The sequence below is a fragment of the Treponema sp. OMZ 803 genome (assembly GCF_024181165.1).
GTDB lineage: Bacteria > Spirochaetota > Spirochaetia > Treponematales > Treponemataceae > Treponema.
The window spans coordinates 1,851,292-1,871,354 of record NZ_CP051195.1 but is presented as its reverse complement, the minus strand read 5'-3'; the positions used below and the strand labels follow the sequence as shown (position 1 = coordinate 1,871,354).

Sequence of the window (20,063 nt, the reverse complement as noted above, 5' to 3'; positions counted from 1 at the left end):
GTTTATCGCCGTTTATACGCATCGAGCGCATTGTTGATATTGCCGTTCCCCTGCTTAAGCAGCGCTTCCGCTTCCTCTTTCGATACCTCAAGCGAGGCCATAATCACCGCTGTCCGTATCTTCCGTCCGGAATCCTCAAATATCCGTGCGGCACGCGCTTCCCCGCATCCGGTAATCTCGTTAATCAGCCGTTTCGACCGTTCCACCAGCTTTGCGTTCACCGGCATCAAATCGATCATAAAGTTATTATATACCTTTCCCAGCCTAATCATCGCGGTGGTGGTAATCATATTCAGCGCGAGCTTTTGTGCAGTGCCCGACTTCATCCGAGTGGAGCCGGTAACGATTTCGGGCCCGACCGGCAGATAAATGGGATAATCGGCAAGCTCGAAGGTACGTGAATCTTTATTGCAGCTTATTGCACCGGTCGGGCTGCCGAGCGAACGGGCATATCGGAGCGCCCCCAGTACATAAGGGGCGGAACCGGAGGCGGTAATACCGACCAACATATCGGACGTCGAAAAACCTGCGCCGCGCAGCTGATCGATACCGTGGTTTTCATCATCCTCGGCGCCTTCGATGGAACGGCGGAGCGCGGCATCGCCGCCTGCGATAAAGCCCTGCACCATATCGGGGGACACGCCGTAGGTGGGCGGACATTCTGAGGCGTCAAGTACCCCCAGACGGCCGGAGGTTCCCGCACCGAGGTAAAACAGCCGTCCGCCTTTTTGAAACACCTCAACCACACAATCGACCAACCGCGTCAATTGCGGAATCGCCTTAGAAACCGCCTCGGGAACTTTTTTATCTTCATTATTGATAATCGTTAAAATTTCTGCCGTACTTTTCGTATCGATTTGATATGAAGCAGGATTGCGCTGCTCCGTTACGGGAATTTCTTTCATTATAATCTACTCCTCTTTCCATTAATTATTGGAACATTCTGATAAATTCTTAAAAAGTTAACGTAAGTTTTGCCAACATATATCACCTCACACGTGTAATCATAACGCCTAAACACGTGTAAGTCCATATAAAAACTCCGTATATCTTTAGGCACCTCTAAAAACTCGGTTAGATTTGCTTCGCATCCTTCGGAATAGAGGGACTCCTTTGTACTAAAAATCACCGTGAATTTTTTACGTTGACACTTCTTGTATCTACAGAATATAATACGCGCAGAGTATCTAAATGACTTTTGATATGAAAACTATGACATTAGATGATTTGATTATGAATCCGCTCACAGTTGAAGAACTTCAATCCATGGTATGAAGTTCATCGAAAAGCGGTTTTAGGATAAGAAAAAGTAAGATGGCACTTATTTATACCGAAGTTTTTGCGCAATCATTTATGCGCCCGGTTTCTCTGTGCGCAATTATTCCGGCGGAAGAAAGCGCGCCCGATGCTTCCGGGCAAAGACCGCAGGCGCAGGAAACCAAGCCGCTCAAAACGCTCTATCTGTTGCACGGGTTGTACGGCTGCCATACGGACTGGCTCACGCTTACAAACATACGCCGCTACGCAACGGAAAAACATATTGCCGTCATCATGCCGGCGGCGGAAAATGCTTTTTATATCGATGGTAAACTTCCCGGGCAGCAGTACGGCGCCTTTGTCGGGGACGAGCTGATACAGCTGACACGGAGGTTGTTTCACCTTTCAGCAAAGCGGGAGGACACCGTTATCGCGGGCCTTTCGATGGGTGGGGCCGGAGCAATACGTGCAGCGTGTTTATATCCGCAGAACTTCGGAGCCGCCGCAGGTATTTCCTCCGCTTTTTTAACGAGGGAGCAGCTTTCGCCTGAACATCCCGTCTTTACCCCTGAATGGGCGAAGGGCATATTCGGCAGTATAGAGAACATGGAAAGCGAATATAAAAATGCGGTACTCAAAATGAAAAAGTTCATGCAGGGAAAGGCTTATCCGCAGATCTCCCTTGAATGCGGTACTTCGGACGGTTTCATCGGCATCAATCGGGACTTTCATCGTTTTTTACAGGAACAGGGTATCGAGCATTACTATGAAGAAAGTCCCGGCGGGCATGAATGGCCGCTGTGGGATCGCGGCATTAAAAAGATTATTAACCGATTTTTTTAAATCGGTTAAAATAGGAATTTTCAACAGTTAGGAGGCAAGTGATGAAAAATAAAATCATTGCAGCATTGGCAGCATGTTTTCTCTTGATGTTGTTTGCATGTTCAAATGAAAACAGCAACAATTCCAGCGAAAAAGTTATGCTGGAATTTTGGACATGGCGTACCGAGGATGTAGAATTCTACGAGAAGGTTATTAAAGCCTTTGAAGAAAAGCATCCGAACATCAGCGTAAAGCAAACCGCCATTAAAAACACCGAGTATAATACGATCGTAAGCGCATCACTGCAAGGCGGCGGAGGACCGGATGTCTTTATGGGCAGAGCCTACGGCGGTTTACAGACGCTTGCAGACAGCGAGTATCTCCTCGCGCTCGATGACCTTATTCCCAATTTAAAAGATTATTCGGAACCGGCTAAACAGGGTGCACGAAGCATTAAAGACGGTAAAATATACGGTCTGCCTGCGTTAAGCCAAGCGATCTTCTGTTACTACAACAAAGATATCTACAAAAAGCTCGGTTTAAAGGTTCCGGCGACATGGGATGAATTCCTGTCAAATCTTGAAGTCTGTAAGAAGAATGGTATTATACCGCTTGCAAACGGTTCAAAGGACGGATGGACGGTAGAAACCCTTTTAGGCGGCGTCGGCCCCAACTTCTATGGAGCTAATGACTTTTTTGATGCAGTCGTCGCCGGCAAAACTACGTTCGAAGATCCACGCTTTATCGATGCGGTTAAAAAAATCGGCGCATTGCGCCCCTATATGCCGGAACTGTTTACCGGTGTCGGCTATACCGACATTCAGGGTTCTTTTATGAACGAAACGGCCGCACACATGATCGGCGGTTCGTATGAAGCAGGAACCTTTAAAGCAAACAACCCTTCCCTCCAATTCGATGCATTCCCGGTACCGGGCACAACAGCAGGAGAACAGTACGTTACCTTCTATGCAGATATGAACTGGGCAGTCAATGCAAAAACAGCACATAAAGAAGCGGCGCTCACCTTCTTACAGTTCCTCGGTTCACCGGAAGTCGGCAATATGCTGATTTCCGATCTGAAAATGATCAGTTCTACACCCGGGGTAGACACCTCGCTTGATCCGTTTGTCGGAAAAGTCATCACGATGATGAAAAACAGCACCAGCTATATTTTCCTTGTACCGTTCCGCTATGAACAGCCGACCGGTTCCGCTTTGTGGCAGGCAGCAGGGCAGGGCTACTTAGCAGGTTCTTTAACGGCCGAACAAGCATGTAAGAACGTACAAACAGGTATCGCTACCTATTATAAACCTTTTCAACAATAAACGTTCGGAGCAATCGAATCAGACCGATATGTAGATGAATATCGCAGAATCAATGGGCTGTGAGACCATTTGAGCCGCGAAGCGGCGAAATTCTGGTTGAACAACCCATTGATTCTGCGGGGCTACTAAAAAGAAGTCTGATGCGATTGCTCCGGGTAATATAACAGTATGATAACATCAAAAACAAGTAAATTTTTATGGATTGCGTTTTTCGTAACGCCGGCGCTGCTGATTGTCAGCGTGTTTATTTTGTTGCCGCTTTTTATGAGTCTGTTCAACAGCTTATTCAACTGGAACCAACTTCTCCGCGGCACATTTACCGGATTGGGTAATTTTAAAAAGTTGTTTTTTACCTTTCCGTATAACGAACGTTTTTTTAATGCATTAAAGCACAATGGTATCTGGTTTTGCTGCACAATGCTCATTCAAAATAGCCTCGGACTGCTTTTCGGGTATGTTTTAAGTAGAAAAATCGCAGGACACGGGGTCTTTAAGCGGATATTTTTTATACCGGTGCTTTTTTCAATTGTTGCGGTCGGATTTTTATGGGGTATGTATTTAAAGAGCGATGGGCTGGTCAATAGTTTTTTGAATCTCCTCGACCTCTCCTCCTTCCGGCGGGCGTGGCTCGGCGACGAAAACACCGCAACCTTTGCCATCATCGCAACCAATATTTGGCGCTGGGTGGGCTTCCCTTCACTTGTATTCCTTGCAGCCATCGACTCAATCGATCAGAGCTGTATCGAAGCCGCGTACATAGACGGCGTAAGCGAGATGGGCTTATTTTGGAAAATCATATTTCCGCTCATTATTCCGTCCGTAACGGTTATCACGGTATTAACCGTCATCGGCAGTTTAAATGTTTTTGAACAGATATACACCATGACCGACCTCGGCGGCGGACCGAACTATAGCACCGACACCATCGGTACGCTTTTTTACCGCACCGCCTTCGGCTCAGTGGATACGGGTAACCCCGAAATCGGCATTGGCAGTACCATCGCCGTTATCATCTATATTATGACCTTTTGTATTTCGCTCGTATCCGTCGCAATCGGAAAGGCAAAGGAGACACAAGTATGAACATGAATCTACGCATGAATACAGAATCCCCTGTAAAACGCCTTGCAATCGCCGGTATTTTAACACTGATGATTATCTATGTTATCTTGATCGCATATCCGCTTTTTAATATGGTTATGTCGTCATTAAAACCGACACGCGAAATTCTCCAGCACCCGTTCGCTCTGCCGACCAACCCGGATTTTTCGTCATATAAGCGGGTTTGGGTCGATATGGGATTCAGCACGTTTTTTATCAACAGCGTCATCGTAACCGCCTTCTCTATGGTTTTAGTGCTGCTGTTCGGCTCGATGGCATCATACGCTATTAGCCGATACGTGTTCAAAGGAAATACGCTGCTGTATATGGTCTTTTTAAGCGGTATCATGCTACCGCTCAAAGCTGCCATCATCCCGCTGTTTATGATTATCAGAAAACTCGGGCTTATGGATAACTTTTTGTCGGTTATTTTAATTTTTACCGCAATGGGGATTCCTTCAACCATATTTATTCTTTCGGGATTCTTTAAAGCTATTCCTGCAGATCTCGAATATGCGGCGCGGATAGACGGCTGCCATGACTTTACCATTTACAGTAAGATTATGATGCCGGTCATTGCACCCGGAATTGCGTTGGTAACCATTTACAACGCGGTGCCTATCTGGAACGACTTCTTTTTCCCGCTTGTCTTTTTGCACAGCAGGAATCTAAAAACCCTGCCGGTTGGTCTCAGCACCTTTTTCGGGCAGCACAGCACCAATTGGACGCTTTTGTTTACCGGATTAACCGTAGCCATCCTCCCGATGATGATTCTCTATTTATTTATGAGTAAGTATTTCATTAAGGGAATGACCGCCGGCGCGATAAAATAGAAGATTGTGGGGATGGCAAAAAAGTAACTAACTTTTGAGGCATCCTCACCCCCATCGCTTCTGCCCCGCGCTTTGCTTTTAAGGCAGTTATTCCGCAAATCGTATAAAAAATTTTTTTAAAGTGCCGATGATGATGATATGGAATCTACGAAAAATTTTTCTGAAGAGTTAGAACACCACATAGCCATACAACGGGAAGAATTTAATAGGCATTTACTTCCGCAGTTACAGCAGAATTATGCAGCACTCGGCAGTGTGGTAAAAATTCTCCGCAGCAATTTACTAAAAAAAGGCTTAGTTTATGACGATCCGTATAAATACGATAGCCGCATGACCGAAATAAAAGTCCCCAGTAACGAAGCTTTTGCTGATAGTGAACGAGCTGCTATCGTCGGTTCCCGATTAGCACAGTATCAAACGATGCTTGATTTTTTAACTAACTCCTATCAGTTTAACTGTTCGTTCTTAACACCACAGCGCATTGCATCCATGCTCGCGTTGAATAAAACTTTTCAGTGGTCGGCACTTAATGAAAATTCGACACTTGCGAATACCCGTGCAATAGCCGAAATATGTAAATCGCTCCATTCCGTCTCCGATACGCTAACCGGCGGGCTATTGAGAGATTCCCTCGGGCACCTTGCAAAGCTTGATGCTGACATCAATAAAACACTCCGTCAGCTTGCCCGTCTACACCGGGAAGAATATAAACTAACGGTCAGAAAAAATATGCCGCCCGATTTAACGGTTACACAAGCGGATATCGCAAGCCCGATTAAATTATTAAAAAATCTTAAAAAAGCCCTCGCGACAAATGATGAAAAACTCCCTTTTTATCATGATCTTGTAATGGAAGTTATTAAAGAAGATTACGGCCCTGATTCGGCACATCTGCAACGGGAAGTATTGCGTCATTTGAATATAACGCAAAAAGAAGATGTAAAAATTAATAAACAGGAGAATATGCGGCCGGTGCTTATAACAGGGCTCCGCATCCTTGGTACTACCGGCAATCATTTCGATACCTGCCTCACCAAACTCATGGCTAATCAAGAAATAGTATATAAATCACGTATGACGATTTTTACCAAGTTCTTAGAAGCTCTGAGGCGTGCTTTCAATATGGAAGAAAAAAAACATGAAATCACCATACTGATTAAAGATCCTATTAGCAACTTACAAAAAAAAGAAATAATCGTACTGGAAGATTTTACTGATAATTTAGCAAAAACAATTCGTATTTTTAGAATCCTTTCATCGGGGACTTCCGACCTTCAGCAGCGTTTAACCGGTATGAGCAATGAACAATTGCTTGAAATGCTAAACAAATACATTGTTATATGCAATGGGTATTTAAAAACGCTCGGAGGCTTGGATGATTATTATAAATCTACCGATGTTATATTGCGATCAAAAATGAGGGGAATAAAAATAGAATTAACAACAATTCGAAATGCGGTGATAAAAGCAAATCAATGCAGAGCGGAATACAATGCGAGTGTTGAAGAATATTTGAATATGAAAGAACTTGGATTAATTCATGAATAAAAAAAATATATTACTGTTTCTTGTTTTATGTATAGTTCCCTTTGTTGCATGCGCAGAAAATGAACCCTATCCTCAAAACGAGTTTGTTGTTTCGGTCACTACCGGTATTCCGAACTTACACCCCCATGCCGCGTATAATGCAAATGAGGCGCAAATTCTTACCGGATTGTACGAAGGGTTGTGTACATACGATCCTTATACGTTGCAGCCGGTGGCAGGATTAGCAAAGGATTGGAAAATCAGTGCAGACGGTTTGACATGGACATTTACACTGCGGGATAACCTCACATTTGAAAATGGTGACCCTATTACCGCGCAAGTATTCTGTGATTCATTTATCAATTTGTTAAACCCAAAACTTGATTTACCGTATGCGTCACTTTTAGATTGCGTTAAAGGTGTAAAAGAATACCGGAGTGGAATGGCTACGGACACATCGCATATCGGCTTGTATGCGGAATCGGATACTTCGTTGAAAATTTCGCTCGTATATCCCGCCGAACAACTGGCTAATATACTTTGTCATCACGCATTTTCCGCAGTACATCCTTCACAGCTTAAAGCAATAACGAAATATGCAGGTAAATCTTCTTTTGCAAATTCTGCCGCCGCTTTTAAACCGATCGCAAGCGGCCCTTTTAAAATAGAAAGTTTTACCGGCGACAAAATCCGCCTTGTAAAGAACTCTGTTTATTGGGATTCCGAATCGGTACGACTCCCTGCAATCAGCATATTGTTAGATGAAGATACCGATAAAATGACAGAAGCTTTTAATCAAGGTTCTATTCATTGGCTTTGCGGATCCGTCAATTTAAATAAAGTAGCAGCGGCATATACCATCCACATTACACCGATGTTTGCAACTGAATTCTTCTATTTTAAAACAAACACAACGCCGTGCAATAATCAAACGTTCAGAGAAGCGCTGCTCGCTGCACTCCCCTATACCGAATTGCGCAAAGATTATTTAATTCCTGCTAAGACGTTGGTATTCCCCCTCACGGGATATCCAACCGTACCCGGTGTTGATAAACAGGATATAGCAAAAGCTGAAAAATTGTTAAAAAAAGTCCCGCAGTCGGAAACAACACAACCGGTAAAAATTCTCTTACCGGAAACAGCCTTCTACATCCAACAAGCGGCATTGCTGAAAACTGCATGGGAAAAAATAGGAATTTCAACCGAGATTACGACAACACCCTTTGAAGAATACTACGACCGATTAAAGACGGATAACTATCATTTGGCTGTCATTTCGTGGATTGGTGATTTTGCAGATCCGCTTGCGTTTTTAGAATTATTCCGCACCGATTCAACTTTAAATGATTCAGGCTGGCACAATATAGATTATGAAAATTTTATCAAGAAAGCATCGGCAGAACAAAATCGCAAAGCGAGATTTGACTATCTTGCAAAAGCGGAACAGCTGTTACTCGATTCATCGGTTCTTATTCCGCTTTCTCACGTTCCTGCAATCAACGTAATCGATTTAAGCGATATCAAAGGCTGGTATGTCAATGCGGTTAATATCCATCCGTTTAAATTTATCCGATTTGCCCAGCCCGATCCGTTGCCCGGAGTTGCGTTATATACCAAAGAGAACCGCTGAACGGAAATGTGCAGCGGCTCACATCAGGAACGAGCCGGCAAAACAGATTACGCTCGCAAGTAATGCATACACAACAAAATATTTAAACACCGCTGCAAGAATTTTGTTGTCGGAGCCGGTAATGCCGATAGAACCTGCTCCAATTGCAATATTTTGCGGGCATATCATTTTGCCGATTCCCCCACCCAGTGCATTGGCCGCGGTAATCCAATATGGATTCAAATTAAGCGAATGTGCAGTCTCCATCTGTAAATTTCCGAAAAGGACATTGGTAGAAGTACCCGATCCCGTTATAAAGGCTCCCAACACGCCGATTAACGGTGCAACAAACGGATATACCGGACCGGCTGCAACAACAGCCGAACGGGCAATATCGGAAATCATTCCGCTGTATATCATCACCTTGGCAGTTGCCAAAACACTACAAATCGTTACAAAGGTTCTCCAATATTTTTTTAGGGTAAAGCCCAATACGTCGGCCATTTCGAACAATGAAGCCTTTTGAATAAGCCCTCCGCAGATGGCCGCTATAAATATCACCACTCCCGGAGTATTTATCCAGCTAAATGTGAGCGGCTTGCCTCCTTCTCCCGTATAAATCATAAACGAATGTTTGAAATCCTTAATGGCGTTGTGCACCGGAGGACAGAGCTTGGAGGTAAGAATTAACAATACAAAGATGAGCATAAACGGCGCCCATGCTTTAAGGCCTTCGGAAAAGCCGATATGCACTACCGGTGTTGTTATCTCTGCCGCAACAGTTTTTACGGAATACTCCGATTCGATCTTTACGGTATCGGGAGCCTCATTACGTTTCCTTTTACCGAAGTTTGCTGCAAGGATTACACAGAGCATCGAACAAATTGAACCGACAATAGTTGGAAGTTCGGGGCCTAACAATTGCGCAAAAAGGAGATAGGGCACAACGAACGACAGCGATGCGATCAACGTAATATGCCATACGCCTTTTAATGCCTTTATGCCGCCTCCGCAGATCACCACCGCGAGGAACGGTGAAAGAAACGTATGAACGGCCTGTATGAGCGCGGCATTTGCGGCAAGCTGCTGCAAGTCCAACCCTGTAATGGAAGCAAGTGTCGCTGTCGGCACTCCTGCCGAGCCGAACGCAGTCGGCGTCGTATTTGCAACAAGACAAGCCGTTACTGCGTTGATGGGATTAAGACCTATTCCGGCAAGAATCGATGCGGGAATAGCAACCGCAGTACCGAACCCTGCCATGCCTTCCATAAAATTACCGAAACCCCAGCCGATAATCAGCATCAGAATTCTTTTATCATCGGAAATACCGATCAACATCCCTTTGATTTTTTCCATAGCGCCGGTTTTTATCGTTAAATTGTATGTAAAAAGAGCGGCAACAATAATCAAACAGATTGGCCAGAGCGCATACGCTGCTCCTTCAAACATAGCGGACGAGATATGTAGAGGAGGCAATTTCCAATAAAATCCTGCTAAAATCGCCGTTATCAGCAACGCAATACCGCAGGCTTTACAACTGCTCATCTTGAGCTTGCTTAAAGAAATAACAAGCCAGACAATCGGCAGCATTGCAAGTATGAAATTAATCAGTATCATGTATTATTCATCCTTCAGGGTAAACACATCATCGGTTAATATGGTTGAGCAAATCTTGGTGCCGGTTAAAGAAGTTCTGTATTGCAGTCAGAATTATTGTACGGATTTTTTCTTTATTTTGATTAAACACATCCTTATCGCTGAATAGCTCATGCATAACGAGCATGCCGTGAAAAATTTTAAACAAAAAGTACTCTTGCTCTTGAATGATATTCATAATTTTTTGTTCTTGTTGGGACGGATAGTGTAACGTTTTTATAAACAGTTCAAAGGCTTGTTTTTCCAATTGGAAATATAGCGCTTCATAATCGCGGTCATACGGTATTTCCGCTAGAAACATCAAGTAGAGTTTTTTTTCGGGTACTTCATCAAAAAGCTTAGCCATACAAGCGTCTGTTATGACCTCGGCAACCGATTCGGTACCTGCCGATTCCTGCACAATCTTTTCGGTTCGTTCATACCGGAAATAGTTTCCGTTTTGCATAATATCGAAAAGGATTGCCTTTGTCGTTTTATAATATTGGTATACGCCGCCCTTGGAAAGCGTTGTGTTTTTCACAACATCTTCCATTGTCGTATAGCGAAATCCTTTCTCTAAAAATACCTTTTTTGCCGCTTCTTGTATCTCCGCCATGCGAGAAGATTTCGATTGCCGTTTAAACTTAGCCATAAGCTGTATAATATCAGACAGGCTTACAGCCCGCAAGACTGAAAGGCATCAATACAAGGTCAACGCGCACTAAAGGCCGAGTTGATCGGCAATACCGCACATAGCGGTAAGCGCTAATTCTGCAAATTCCGGAAACGGTATCCCGATATTTTCTATTGACATCATTGCGCCTCTATCGGCACCGGCGGCAAATCCGGTTGCTTTCATTTTCTTGACGATGGATTTAACCTTAACGCTCGCAATTTTTTTATCGGGATAAACAAGCGTAACGGCGGTGATAAAGCCGGTAATCGGGTCGGCTGCAAAGAGCGCTTTTTCAAAAAGTGTTTGCGGTACGGCGCCCGTATCGGGATTATGAGCGATAATAGCGCTGTACATTTCCTCACAGCCGAAATTCTGTTTCTTTAACAGCTCAACCGTTACGGGGCCGTGCCGTTCAGGGTGCTCCTGCCAGTTTGAAACGTCCATATCCAAATCGTGGAGCAGCCCGGTAATTCCCCACAGTTCTTCATCCGCCGGATCAAGCCGTTTTGCAAGGGCGCGCATAACGGCTTCGACAGCGAATGAATGCGCTATGATATGCTTGGTCGTAACATATCGATTGAGTAAGCCTATTGCCGTATCTCTATCAATGTTCATAGCTTTCTCCTGATAAAATAATTTTGCATTCCCGCAAGCGGCTTCTCTAAGGCCTTACACTGCGGGAACACAAATATCCGGAATCTTACAGTGTTAAGAATGCTCCCGGACCGAGCGGTAAGCCGGTTACATACCAAATAATCATCAAACCAAGCCATGAAAGCAGGAACGCGATTGAATACGGCAACATTATCGATATCAATGTTCCAAGACCGGAATCCTCATCATACTTTTTCATAAAGACAACAATCATTGCAAAATAGCTCATCAGCGGAGTGATGATATTGGTGCTGGAGTCTCCGATACGGTATGCAACCTGCGTTAAAGCCGGTGAAAGGCCGAGGTTTACCATCATCGGTACGAAAATCGGCGCCATAATTCCCCATTTTGCAGAGGCGGAACCGATAAAGAGGTTCAAGAAAGCGGAAATAATTACGAATGCGATGATAAGCGGTAAGCCGGTAAATCCGATGCTCTTTAAGAAGTTGGCGCCGTTTACGGAAAGAATGGTTCCGAGGTTCGTTTTACCGAAGTAGCTGACAAACTGCGCTGCAAAGAATGCCAATACGAGGTAGCCGGCCATTGAGCTCATTCCGTGCGTCATACCTTTTACGAGGTCTCCGGAACTCTTAATTTTTCCCAATGTTTTACCGTATACTAAACCGGGTACCAAGAAAAGGATTAAAATAACGGGGAGTAAACCGCCGTGCATAAAGTTGCTGAGGGAACTAACGCCTGTTTTGGGATTTACTTCGCTTAAAATGGCAAGGGACGGGAGACCGGGTAAGCCGAACATGCCGATTGCAAGGATGACCACCATAATCAGAATGGAAATACCCGCACGCTTTAACCCTTTTGTTTCTTCTGCGGAAACGGGCATATTGTCCGGTTGATAGGTGCCGTGGTATTCGCCTAAGTTCTTTTCTACGATCTTTTCGGTTACCAATGTTCCGATAATTGTCAACAAGAATGTTGAAACGACCATAAAGTACCAGTTACAGGTAGGATCAAGCGGGATGTCCATACCGGCATTGTGCAAGGCCTCAATAGTGATGCCGGTTAACAGCGGGTCGGTAGTCCCTAGCAAGAGGTTCGCAGAAAAACCACCCGAAACACCGGCAAAGGCAGCGGCAAGACCTGCCAGCGGATGCCTGCCCGCATTGGCAAACACAATGGCGCCGAGCGGAATAACTACAACGTAGCCTGCATCGGACGCAATGTTACTCATAATACCGGCAAAAACGACAACGGCTGTCAGCAACCGAGGGTTAATATTGGTGAGAAGCTTCTTCAATGAGGTATTGATGAGCCCCGTCCATTCGGCAACGCCGATACCGAGCATTGCGACCAATACCGTACCGAGCGGCGCAAAACCGGTAAAGTTTTTCGTTGCGCTGTTCAAAATATAGCGAAATCCCTCGACATTCAAAAGCGAGACAGCCTTTATCGTTACTTCCTGCCCCTTTTTTGCGTCAAAGTAGGTAACCGGCGCACCGACAGCCGCTACAATGGCTGAAATAATAACAACGATAATGCTGAGGATAAAGAAAAGCATCGCCGGATGAGGCAGCTTATTTCCGATCCTTTCAACGCCTTTAAGAAAGCCTGAGACTTCCTTGTTCTTTTTTGTACTCATAAGAACTCCTAGAAAATGGTTTTCGCATATCATGATGCGATAATATCTTCAATTATATACGATGATTTTCGTATTGGCAAATATAAATTTTAATCAACAACCCCGACGCAAGCGTCGGGGTATTAAACCCTCCGCACGAATAATATCAATATCCTTTTATCATATAAGTCCGGCGTAATCAACGAAGTGTATTTGATGTACTTGCTCTGATTGCGCTGTTATATCCGGTTGACAATCCATTTCCATTCGTATATATTTCCACTATGAATAACTGACGGTATCGTCGGTTTCTATTTTAGGAGTGTTTATGACAGATAAACGAGAGGAGCTTGTATCGGGAAATATATTCAAGCTCATGTTACAGTTGGGCGTGCCGGGAATCATCGGTATGCTGGTAATCAGTTTGTACAGTTTCGTCGACGCAATGTTTGTCGGACGGTATGTAGGCGAAAAAGCGCTCGGTGCGATCAGCGTTGCGTATGCTTTTACGCTGGTGAATAACGGTATTGCGGTATTGGTCGGAATTGGTTCCGCATCGATTTTATCGCGGGCAGTCGGCAGGAAAGACCAAAAAACCATCGATGCGGTGATGGGAAACGTCTTGGTGTTGTCGGTACTGATGTCCTCAGTAGTAATGATAATCGGATACATTTTTGCGCCGCAGCTTCTCACCCTTATCGGGGCGGAAGGAGAAATGCACGCAATGGGTGTGCAATATTTACGGATTGTGTACCTCGGCTCCATATTTGTAAACTTCGGACAGGCTTCAAATATGGTACTGCGCGGAGAAGGAAGAATTGCGCTTGCGATGATTATCATGGGATCCGGTGCCGTGCTGAATATTGTGCTTGACGCGCTGTTCATTATCGTGTTCAAACAAGGAATCGCCGGCGCTGCCGTTGCCACGGTTATTTCGCAGGCGGTTTTTGCATTGGTCAGCTTTTTTTACTTTTTGTGCTTCAGCAAAAATGTTCGCTTTAAAACCCTTAAACCGGATAAATCGATTGTCGGAGAAACAATTGCAATCGGTATGTCTGCGATGATTATGCAGGTTCTTTCTCTGGTACAGCAAACGGTCATGTATTCGACATTGAAAAAATACGGTGGAGAAGATCAGGTCGTTCTAATGGGCGCATTCTTCCGCTATTTGATGTTGAGTTTTATTCCGCTGTGGGGATTAAGCCAAGGGTTCCAGCCTTTTGTCGGTACGAATTTCGGCGCGGGTCTTTTTGACCGGGTAAAAAAGGGAACCGGTATGTTTTACGGCTTCGGCTTTTTGCTCGCCGTCATTGCATGGGGTATCTTTTTGCTGAGTCCCGAAAAAGTACTTGGGCTGTTTATCGATAACCCCGTGCTCGTTGCACAAGGAAAAACCAATGCCGTTATTGCCATGATAATCTTCCCTGCGCTTGCAATTATGATATTGAATATGACGCTCTTTCAGGCCATCGGCAAGCCGAAACCCGCCGGTATTTTAGCGATCTCACGGCAGTTGGTGCTCTTTGTGCCTGCCGTACTCATACTGCCGCATTTTTTCGGGGCGCGAGGCGTATGGCTCGCAATGCCGCTCGTTGACGGAATTGTCGTAGTGCTTTCAGTTATTATTATGATAAAGATATTCGCAACCGACTTGGTAAAAAAATAACACTTTGCTGAAAGCAGGAAGATAAATCAACATACCACGGACATCCTCGCCACAGAATGTACGTCCTGTACATTCTGTGGCTACGAGTTTAGCCTCACGTCTAAACTCGTTACTGATTTACTCCCCCGCCATCCTCGCCCAAGAATGTGCGTCCTTGCACATTCTTGGGCTACGAGTTTTTCTGACGAAAAACTCGCTACTGGTTATCACCCCGGACATCCCTGTCCGTTCTGATACGTCGAGGATTTATTTGTGCGCAGTAACGAAGTAGATGTGCCTCTCCAGCGCGTTTGCAAATAGCGGAGGTAGATACAAGGAGGTAGGCAAAAAAGTACCGCAGGCGTATCTTCGATACGTTGAGGACACTTTTTTGCCGTGCGACGCAGTAGATGCCCCGCTATTTGCAAACGATCAATTGATTTTTTCCAAGTAGGCCTTCGTAAACACCACATCCGGTATGTCGGAGGTATCAAAATCGGAGAGTATTTGCGTGGTCTTTTCACCCTTATTGATTTCGTTAATATAGATGGATTGAGCAGGCCAGTTGAAATTACCGATTTTGACGTATTTAGGCAGGAGCGTGGTGCGCATCAGCCGTCCGCTTGAGCCGTAGCTTTCGATTTTTAAGATAAGCGGATCAGTTTTACGCACGTAATATTTTTCCTGCGCATACCGCGCGTCAGAAAGAAGAGTCTTGAGCGTAACTGCATATACATCAAACTTACCGAGTTTTGATGCTGCTATATCGGTAATTTCGTAAGTCTTTCTAAATTCAGACCGTTTATTAACATCCGAAACACTTGCATCGGAATCCCCGATAGCGCGCTTAAGCGAAGAGTGGGTAAATTGATGCGAGGTAGGATCATACACCCAGAGGTTATTCTTTTCCTGCATATACCCCGTTCCCTTATCCGCCTCAGGCGCAAGCTGCACAAGCGTGGTTTGATCTTTTGTATCACGCCGGAATAGTTTATACTGCTGCGCAGATTTCGGTTCGTTCGGCTTTTCGATAATGAGCGAAAGCGTGCAGGTTATATCTTTATCAAAGTTACCTGCTTCGTACTGCTTTTCCAAAATACCGTACATCTCTTCCGTGCTCGGTATTTGTGCCGAAAGCGAGAGCGGCAGCGCACATAAGATAGCCGCAAAAAACACTGCGGCATATTTTTTCGTCATCGTTTTATAATCCATTATATTCTCCTCTTAGTAAAACGCTCGAGGCATTTTCTTACTTTACTCACGAGACCCCTTCATGGGGTATATTCCCTTTACTTGCTCGATCGCAACGCTTCCGCAGGGATCATGTTGGCTGCACGGATTGCGGGGCCGAGCGCTGCAAGGATTGCCAAACATGCGGTCAGCAGGAATTTTAAGCAGATAACGGTCGGCGACAGTATCCACAAGAAATGTCCGTTTGTGGTGAGCATACTGAGTACCGAGTCAATCGATATGGGGATAAGGCTGATAATCAGCATAACGAGCAGCGCAAGCACAAAGCCCGCTGCGGCACCGATAACCGAAAGAAAGCCTGCCTCCGCAAGAAATAAAAGGCTCACCTTTCCCCTGCTGACACCGCAAGAACGCATCGTACCGATTTCGCCCTTCCGCTCATGCACAACCATCCTGAATGTATTGGAAATACCGATCATCGTAACGAGCAGCAATACCAACAGCACACCGAGACTGACCCACTGTATCGTCTGTGAAAGCGTTACCATCTGCGGCGCAAAATCGTAGAAGGTCATAACGGCGTATTTTGTTCCGTCCCACTTTCCTTCATTCAACTGCCGCAGCAATTCCTGCCCGGGAGAGGTTGGGTTAAACTGCGCCGCCAGTTCACGGCTGGTAACGGGACCGTATTCGGCAAGGCGCTTTTCAAAAATGGACGCAACAGCATCTTGCTGGTTTTCATCTCTCAAGAAAATACCGAACTGAGCAACACACCCTTCGGGAATTTCGGCAATTTTATTGAGATAATCGAAGTTCGCATAAAACTGTATTTGATCAAATTGACTTTGATCTTGATAAATGCCTGCTATTTGAAATTCCGCAACCGTTGCCTGTCCGCTTAACGTAGTCATTTCATAAAGGATAACATCATTCAAAGCGACATTCAGCGCTTCGGCGGTTTTTTGAGGGATAAAAAGAGCGTTTTCTATGTTTACGTTCTCCCATCCGCCTTCTTTAAACGCAAAACTATTGCGTAAGGCTTCTTCCTCATCGAATTTGCAGCCTGCAATTTGAGCAGTCAACTGATTCCCTGCAAAAATCAGCGTGCCGTAACGCTGTGCACGCACGGTTGTATACAATGCATCAATTTTTTCTTCTTTGATGATTCTATGCACAAGCTCAACACTTTCGGGAGGAAGGTATTCATTCGCCTTATCATCTTCTGTCTTGTCCGCTGCCTTTTCCGCCCCGGTTACATAGACATGCCCGCCGATAATCTTTGCAATCTGATATTCCAAACTCTTACGCGCACCTGCCGATAGTCCGTCGATCAATGTTACAATAAGAAACGCAAATACAATCGCAATAACCAACAGCATACTGCGCCGTTTTTGCCTATTTAAATTCCGAAATGCAATCTTTAATATATTCATAATCTTTCCTTAAAATGCCTTCATTAATAATGCCTTATTTGTTGATGGCTTCCAATGGGCTGATCTTTAATGCAAGTCCAACCGGATACCAATTTGCAATTACTCCGGCGGCAAGCATAGCGGCAAGTGTACTCAATACTGCAACCGGCGATATAGCTGTCTGGATTTTATAACCGCCGAACATAACAGCCATCGTTTCATTCGGAAGTCTGATTCCCAACGCATTAAAGATAAGCCCTGCGATAATCGCAAGAGCAATCCCGCACAGAGCCCCAACGCACGAAAGTAAAAACGACTCCGTATAAAAGAGCCGCCTGACAAAGGAACGCTTTGCTCCGATGGCACGCATCGTACCGATTTCTGCAGTCCGCTCCATAACGGAAACGACAAGCGTATTCATAATGACGATGAGCACCACAACGGCAAGCAATACCAGCACCGCGATCATCAGTGTCCGTGTCATTTTTATCGCAGCAGCATACTGCACCACTGCTTTATCCCACGGAAGCGCTTGTGCTATAAGGCCTTCTTCTGCAAACCATTTATTCAAATCTGCAATCACCCGGGATGTTTTTGAAGGATCCTTCAGCTTAACCGTTACAAAGTGCCATGCATCAGTGTCCGCCATATTGAGCTGATTGCGCAGCTCCGTACTGCCTAAAATATTTTCCAAATCTTCCGCAGTCGCTTTTTTTTCAGTGATGCTTTCCGCCTCTTCGGTGACACCGACTGCATCATCGGAAAACAAGTCGTCTTCGCTTTTCTCTGCAAGGCTTAAATCGATTGACTTAGGAATTTCCGTAACGGTACGAGCACCCATTGTTACACCGGCAAGCATACGCGCGCTGTTGATATCCGTATACAGTACCGCCTGAATTGCCGTATCGGGATGTGCAAAGGTAAAAAAGCCGCTCACTCTTATTTTGCGCAGCTTTGCTTTTTCGCCAAAGCTCATCACCACAACTTCATCTCCAACATGCAATTCCCGTTCATAATATTTCTCGTACTTTTCTTTTACCTTTTGCGGCAGCAGGATAAATTCCGCACCGTCGGAATCGGGAAATTCGCCTTCATACACTTTGATTGTCTCGAATGTTTTTTTGTAAGAAGAAGGCTCAATACCGAGTGTCGTGGCATACGGCATATACGAAAAGTTTTCACCCTTAGGCTCCCACGTGTCGGAAAGGTCAGCCGGACGCAGCATACCATACCCGACAACCATTCCCCGCGTAAACACAGAAGCTTCCGGCATGTCATGTAACTTTGCCTCAATTTTTTCTATCTTTGATAGATACGGCATCGAAGGCAATTTCCCCGTATTGACATTTTTATATGCACCGGCAATTGTTACATTCACGTCTTTATCGGAGGGTTTTCCGGTAATAAAAATATCGCCGCAAAAATCGCTCTCGCATACATTCTTTGTTTGCTTTTCGGCGAAATTCAGCACACCGAGCCCCAACACCACCAAAAAGCTGCCGAGCCCGATCAAAATCATAATAATCAGCGTCTTTGTCTTATGCGAAAAAAGATTTTTCAACGCCAACTTAAAAATCGTTTTATTCATCGTTACTATCCCTTTTTATATTTTCTCCGGGTGAATCAATGTATCATAATCCGCATCGGTAACATCCCATACTATCGAAGAAAGCAGGGGAATATCCGTTATTCGGATTTTTTGATAATTTGAATACACATACAAGTTCATCTTTTGTTCCGTTCTATTTTTGAACACATAGCGATAGAGCACCTTTGCATCCTCCGGTACATCTATAACAAGTTCCAGCGTAGCCGCCTCACTGCTTTGACCGATGCTTCCGCCGATAAGCGCACCGATATACTCAAGCTGTTTCTTCTCTGCAAGAACTGTTACGAGGTTTTCTCCGGCGTCATAAACAAAAACCGCTTCTTTGCCTTTGTAGTCAGTCTCCGTTACAGCCGCTTTTGCTGTTCCGCCTTTCTCACCGCCACAACTCGCTGCGAACAAGCAGCTTACCGCAAAAACCGTCGTCAAACAAAACAGTATCGTTTTTCTTTTCATTGTTCAGTCCTTATCCCCCTAGCAGCTACCTTGTATATACAACGCTTTCGGCATACAGTGCTTCAGGAGCTATATCAAGCTCATCATTCCACACAACAGTCCCCCGTTCTATACGGGCACGCGCAAAGAGTGCTTTGTTTCTCAACTGAGTGAATATTCCTTGCGTTATATCATCCTGCCCATCATAAACCCTTTTTTCTCCGTTCGAAAACGTAATCAACAATTCATAATCATGTAAATACTGCACTTCTGTCGGATAAATCATAGATATACCTCTACTTTAAAGGATCAATTTTGAATAGACCTTGCTTGTCTTTTGCAAGCTGCCAGTTTGCATATAACTCATCTTGATGCAAAACAATCCACGCTTCTATTAGTTTACGTTGCTTGCTAGGGAGTTCTCCCTCAAGTATATCACCATTAAAGTCCACAATCGCCTTATATTCTGCATATTGAATATGAATATGCGGCGGGTTATGATCTTTATAGAACATACTGATAATAACCCCGTAAAACATTGACAATACTGGCATTTTATAGTCCCTCACGCGTCATCTTTTACATACTCCCAAACCGTTTTAAGACCCGCTTCACGCATTTTCTGAAAAGCATCTGCTTCGCAAAATTGTTCCCCTTGCGCAGCTTTCTCAGTTAAATAATTGAGATAGTTCACAAGCGCCTCATAGTAATCCTGCGGCAATGCTCTTATTTTCTGTTCAAGCATTTCATACGGCATCT

At 44.7% G+C, this 20,063-nt stretch carries 19 protein-coding genes; 7 read left to right on the top strand and 12 right to left on the bottom strand.

Features of this window, described 5'->3' with window-relative positions; all coding sequences use genetic code 11:
- Nucleotides 1-2: 2 nt before the first annotated feature.
- Nucleotides 3-905: an N-acetylmuramic acid 6-phosphate etherase gene (murQ, locus tag ABH09_RS08495; protein ID WP_253714068.1), complete on the bottom strand. Its 903-nt coding sequence runs from the start codon at nucleotides 903-905 to the stop codon at nucleotides 3-5.
- A 409-nt stretch (nucleotides 906-1,314) separates the two neighbouring features.
- Between murQ and ABH09_RS08490 the strand changes: the two genes are divergently transcribed.
- From ABH09_RS08490 to ABH09_RS08465, 6 genes are all read left to right on the top strand, one after another.
- The gene (locus tag ABH09_RS08490) at nucleotides 1,315-2,100 is read left to right on the top strand and encodes an alpha/beta hydrolase (protein ID WP_253714067.1); all 786 of its coding nucleotides are present in this window, start codon (nucleotides 1,315-1,317) and stop codon (nucleotides 2,098-2,100) included.
- A 41-nt stretch (nucleotides 2,101-2,141) separates the two neighbouring features.
- Nucleotides 2,142-3,404 (top strand): ABC transporter substrate-binding protein, encoded by a 1,263-nt coding sequence (locus ABH09_RS08485; protein ID WP_253714066.1) that lies wholly within the window; start codon nucleotides 2,142-2,144, stop codon nucleotides 3,402-3,404.
- Nucleotides 3,405-3,572: 168 nt separating this feature from the next.
- On the top strand, nucleotides 3,573-4,487 hold the full coding sequence (locus ABH09_RS08480) for a carbohydrate ABC transporter permease (protein WP_253714065.1): 915 nt from the start codon (nucleotides 3,573-3,575) through the stop codon (nucleotides 4,485-4,487).
- The gene (locus ABH09_RS08475) at nucleotides 4,484-5,338 is read left to right on the top strand and encodes a carbohydrate ABC transporter permease (protein ID WP_162663886.1); all 855 of its coding nucleotides are present in this window, start codon (nucleotides 4,484-4,486) and stop codon (nucleotides 5,336-5,338) included. Before ABH09_RS08480 ends, ABH09_RS08475 begins: the two co-directional genes overlap by 4 nt.
- Nucleotides 5,339-5,476: 138 nt before the next feature.
- Nucleotides 5,477-6,886 (top strand): TP0584 family protein, encoded by a 1,410-nt coding sequence (locus tag ABH09_RS08470; protein WP_162663885.1) that lies wholly within the window; start codon nucleotides 5,477-5,479, stop codon nucleotides 6,884-6,886.
- Nucleotides 6,879-8,495 carry a peptide ABC transporter substrate-binding protein gene (locus tag ABH09_RS08465; protein WP_253714064.1) on the top strand — a complete coding sequence of 539 codons (1,617 nt, stop codon included), beginning with the start codon at nucleotides 6,879-6,881 and terminating at the stop codon, nucleotides 8,493-8,495. The genes ABH09_RS08470 and ABH09_RS08465 overlap by 8 nt, the downstream gene beginning before the upstream one ends.
- 18 nt (nucleotides 8,496-8,513) lie before the next feature.
- On the opposite strand, the gene ABH09_RS08460 is transcribed toward ABH09_RS08465, so the two are convergent.
- The 4 genes from ABH09_RS08460 to ABH09_RS08445 form a co-directional block, all read right to left on the bottom strand.
- A complete protein-coding gene (locus ABH09_RS08460) occupies nucleotides 8,514-10,091 on the bottom strand; it encodes an L-lactate permease (protein WP_253714063.1) in 1,578 nt (525 codons plus the stop codon).
- A 28-nt stretch (nucleotides 10,092-10,119) separates the two neighbouring features.
- Nucleotides 10,120-10,761 carry a TetR/AcrR family transcriptional regulator gene (locus ABH09_RS08455; RefSeq protein ID WP_230977639.1) on the bottom strand — a complete coding sequence of 214 codons (642 nt, stop codon included), beginning with the start codon at nucleotides 10,759-10,761 and terminating at the stop codon, nucleotides 10,120-10,122.
- A 69-nt stretch (nucleotides 10,762-10,830) separates the two neighbouring features.
- On the bottom strand, nucleotides 10,831-11,400 hold the full coding sequence (locus ABH09_RS08450; RefSeq protein ID WP_253714062.1) for an HD domain-containing protein: 570 nt from the start codon (nucleotides 11,398-11,400) through the stop codon (nucleotides 10,831-10,833).
- An 85-nt stretch (nucleotides 11,401-11,485) separates the two neighbouring features.
- Entirely contained in the window at nucleotides 11,486-13,036 is a 1,551-nt protein-coding gene (locus ABH09_RS08445) for an AbgT family transporter (protein WP_253714061.1), read from the bottom strand.
- 307 nt (nucleotides 13,037-13,343) lie between these two features.
- Between ABH09_RS08445 and ABH09_RS08440 the strand changes: the two genes are divergently transcribed.
- Nucleotides 13,344-14,681 carry an MATE family efflux transporter gene (locus tag ABH09_RS08440; protein ID WP_253714060.1) on the top strand — a complete coding sequence of 446 codons (1,338 nt, stop codon included), beginning with the start codon at nucleotides 13,344-13,346 and terminating at the stop codon, nucleotides 14,679-14,681.
- A 411-nt stretch (nucleotides 14,682-15,092) separates the two neighbouring features.
- Here ABH09_RS08440 and ABH09_RS08435 read toward each other — a convergent pair whose 3' ends face one another.
- The 7 genes from ABH09_RS08435 to ABH09_RS08405 form a co-directional block, all read right to left on the bottom strand.
- Nucleotides 15,093-15,872 (bottom strand): outer membrane lipoprotein-sorting protein, encoded by a 780-nt coding sequence (locus tag ABH09_RS08435; RefSeq protein WP_253714059.1) that lies wholly within the window; start codon nucleotides 15,870-15,872, stop codon nucleotides 15,093-15,095.
- 77 nt (nucleotides 15,873-15,949) lie between these two features.
- Nucleotides 15,950-17,284 carry an ABC transporter permease gene (locus ABH09_RS08430; protein WP_253714058.1) on the bottom strand — a complete coding sequence of 445 codons (1,335 nt, stop codon included), beginning with the start codon at nucleotides 17,282-17,284 and terminating at the stop codon, nucleotides 15,950-15,952.
- Nucleotides 17,285-17,318: 34 nt separating this feature from the next.
- Nucleotides 17,319-18,851 carry an ABC transporter permease gene (locus tag ABH09_RS08425; RefSeq protein ID WP_253714057.1) on the bottom strand — a complete coding sequence of 511 codons (1,533 nt, stop codon included), beginning with the start codon at nucleotides 18,849-18,851 and terminating at the stop codon, nucleotides 17,319-17,321.
- Nucleotides 18,852-18,866: 15 nt separating this feature from the next.
- A complete protein-coding gene (locus ABH09_RS08420; protein ID WP_253714056.1) occupies nucleotides 18,867-19,325 on the bottom strand; it encodes a hypothetical protein in 459 nt (152 codons plus the stop codon).
- Between the two features lie 25 nt (nucleotides 19,326-19,350).
- Nucleotides 19,351-19,590 carry a DUF2442 domain-containing protein gene (locus tag ABH09_RS08415; protein WP_253675309.1) on the bottom strand — a complete coding sequence of 80 codons (240 nt, stop codon included), beginning with the start codon at nucleotides 19,588-19,590 and terminating at the stop codon, nucleotides 19,351-19,353.
- A 10-nt stretch (nucleotides 19,591-19,600) separates the two neighbouring features.
- Nucleotides 19,601-19,858: a DUF4160 domain-containing protein gene (locus ABH09_RS08410; RefSeq protein WP_253675308.1), complete on the bottom strand. Its 258-nt coding sequence runs from the start codon at nucleotides 19,856-19,858 to the stop codon at nucleotides 19,601-19,603.
- 11 nt (nucleotides 19,859-19,869) lie between these two features.
- Nucleotides 19,870-20,061, bottom strand: coding sequence for a hypothetical protein (locus ABH09_RS08405; RefSeq protein WP_253675307.1), 192 nt, complete (start codon nucleotides 20,059-20,061; stop codon nucleotides 19,870-19,872).
- Between the last annotated feature and the right edge of the window lie 2 nt (nucleotides 20,062-20,063).

What these genes read in the sequence shown, in the direction of transcription:
- ABH09_RS08455 (WP_230977639.1), bottom strand. Translation starts at nt 10,761, where the DNA reads ATGGCTAAGTTTAAACGGCAATCGAAATCTTCTCGCATGGCGGAGATA.
- ABH09_RS08445 (WP_253714061.1), bottom strand. Translation starts at nt 13,036, where the DNA reads ATGAGTACAAAAAAGAACAAGGAAGTCTCAGGCTTTCTTAAAGGCGTT.
- ABH09_RS08425 (WP_253714057.1), bottom strand. Translation starts at nt 18,851, where the DNA reads ATGAATAAAACGATTTTTAAGTTGGCGTTGAAAAATCTTTTTTCGCAT.
- ABH09_RS08480 (WP_253714065.1), top strand. Translation starts at nt 3,573, where the DNA reads ATGATAACATCAAAAACAAGTAAATTTTTATGGATTGCGTTTTTCGTA.
- murQ (WP_253714068.1), bottom strand. Translation starts at nt 905, where the DNA reads ATGAAAGAAATTCCCGTAACGGAGCAGCGCAATCCTGCTTCATATCAA.
- ABH09_RS08430 (WP_253714058.1), bottom strand. Translation starts at nt 17,284, where the DNA reads ATGAATATATTAAAGATTGCATTTCGGAATTTAAATAGGCAAAAACGG.
- ABH09_RS08420 (WP_253714056.1), bottom strand. Translation starts at nt 19,325, where the DNA reads ATGAAAAGAAAAACGATACTGTTTTGTTTGACGACGGTTTTTGCGGTA.
- ABH09_RS08470 (WP_162663885.1), top strand. Translation starts at nt 5,477, where the DNA reads ATGGAATCTACGAAAAATTTTTCTGAAGAGTTAGAACACCACATAGCC.
- ABH09_RS08475 (WP_162663886.1), top strand. Translation starts at nt 4,484, where the DNA reads ATGAACATGAATCTACGCATGAATACAGAATCCCCTGTAAAACGCCTT.
- ABH09_RS08490 (WP_253714067.1), top strand. Translation starts at nt 1,315, where the DNA reads ATGGCACTTATTTATACCGAAGTTTTTGCGCAATCATTTATGCGCCCG.
- ABH09_RS08450 (WP_253714062.1), bottom strand. Translation starts at nt 11,400, where the DNA reads ATGAACATTGATAGAGATACGGCAATAGGCTTACTCAATCGATATGTT.
- ABH09_RS08435 (WP_253714059.1), bottom strand. Translation starts at nt 15,872, where the DNA reads ATGGATTATAAAACGATGACGAAAAAATATGCCGCAGTGTTTTTTGCG.
- ABH09_RS08410 (WP_253675308.1), bottom strand. Translation starts at nt 19,858, where the DNA reads ATGCCAGTATTGTCAATGTTTTACGGGGTTATTATCAGTATGTTCTAT.
- ABH09_RS08415 (WP_253675309.1), bottom strand. Translation starts at nt 19,590, where the DNA reads ATGATTTATCCGACAGAAGTGCAGTATTTACATGATTATGAATTGTTG.
- ABH09_RS08405 (WP_253675307.1), bottom strand. Translation starts at nt 20,061, where the DNA reads ATGCCGTATGAAATGCTTGAACAGAAAATAAGAGCATTGCCGCAGGAT.
- ABH09_RS08485 (WP_253714066.1), top strand. Translation starts at nt 2,142, where the DNA reads ATGAAAAATAAAATCATTGCAGCATTGGCAGCATGTTTTCTCTTGATG.
- ABH09_RS08465 (WP_253714064.1), top strand. Translation starts at nt 6,879, where the DNA reads ATGAATAAAAAAAATATATTACTGTTTCTTGTTTTATGTATAGTTCCC.
- ABH09_RS08460 (WP_253714063.1), bottom strand. Translation starts at nt 10,091, where the DNA reads ATGATACTGATTAATTTCATACTTGCAATGCTGCCGATTGTCTGGCTT.
- ABH09_RS08440 (WP_253714060.1), top strand. Translation starts at nt 13,344, where the DNA reads ATGACAGATAAACGAGAGGAGCTTGTATCGGGAAATATATTCAAGCTC.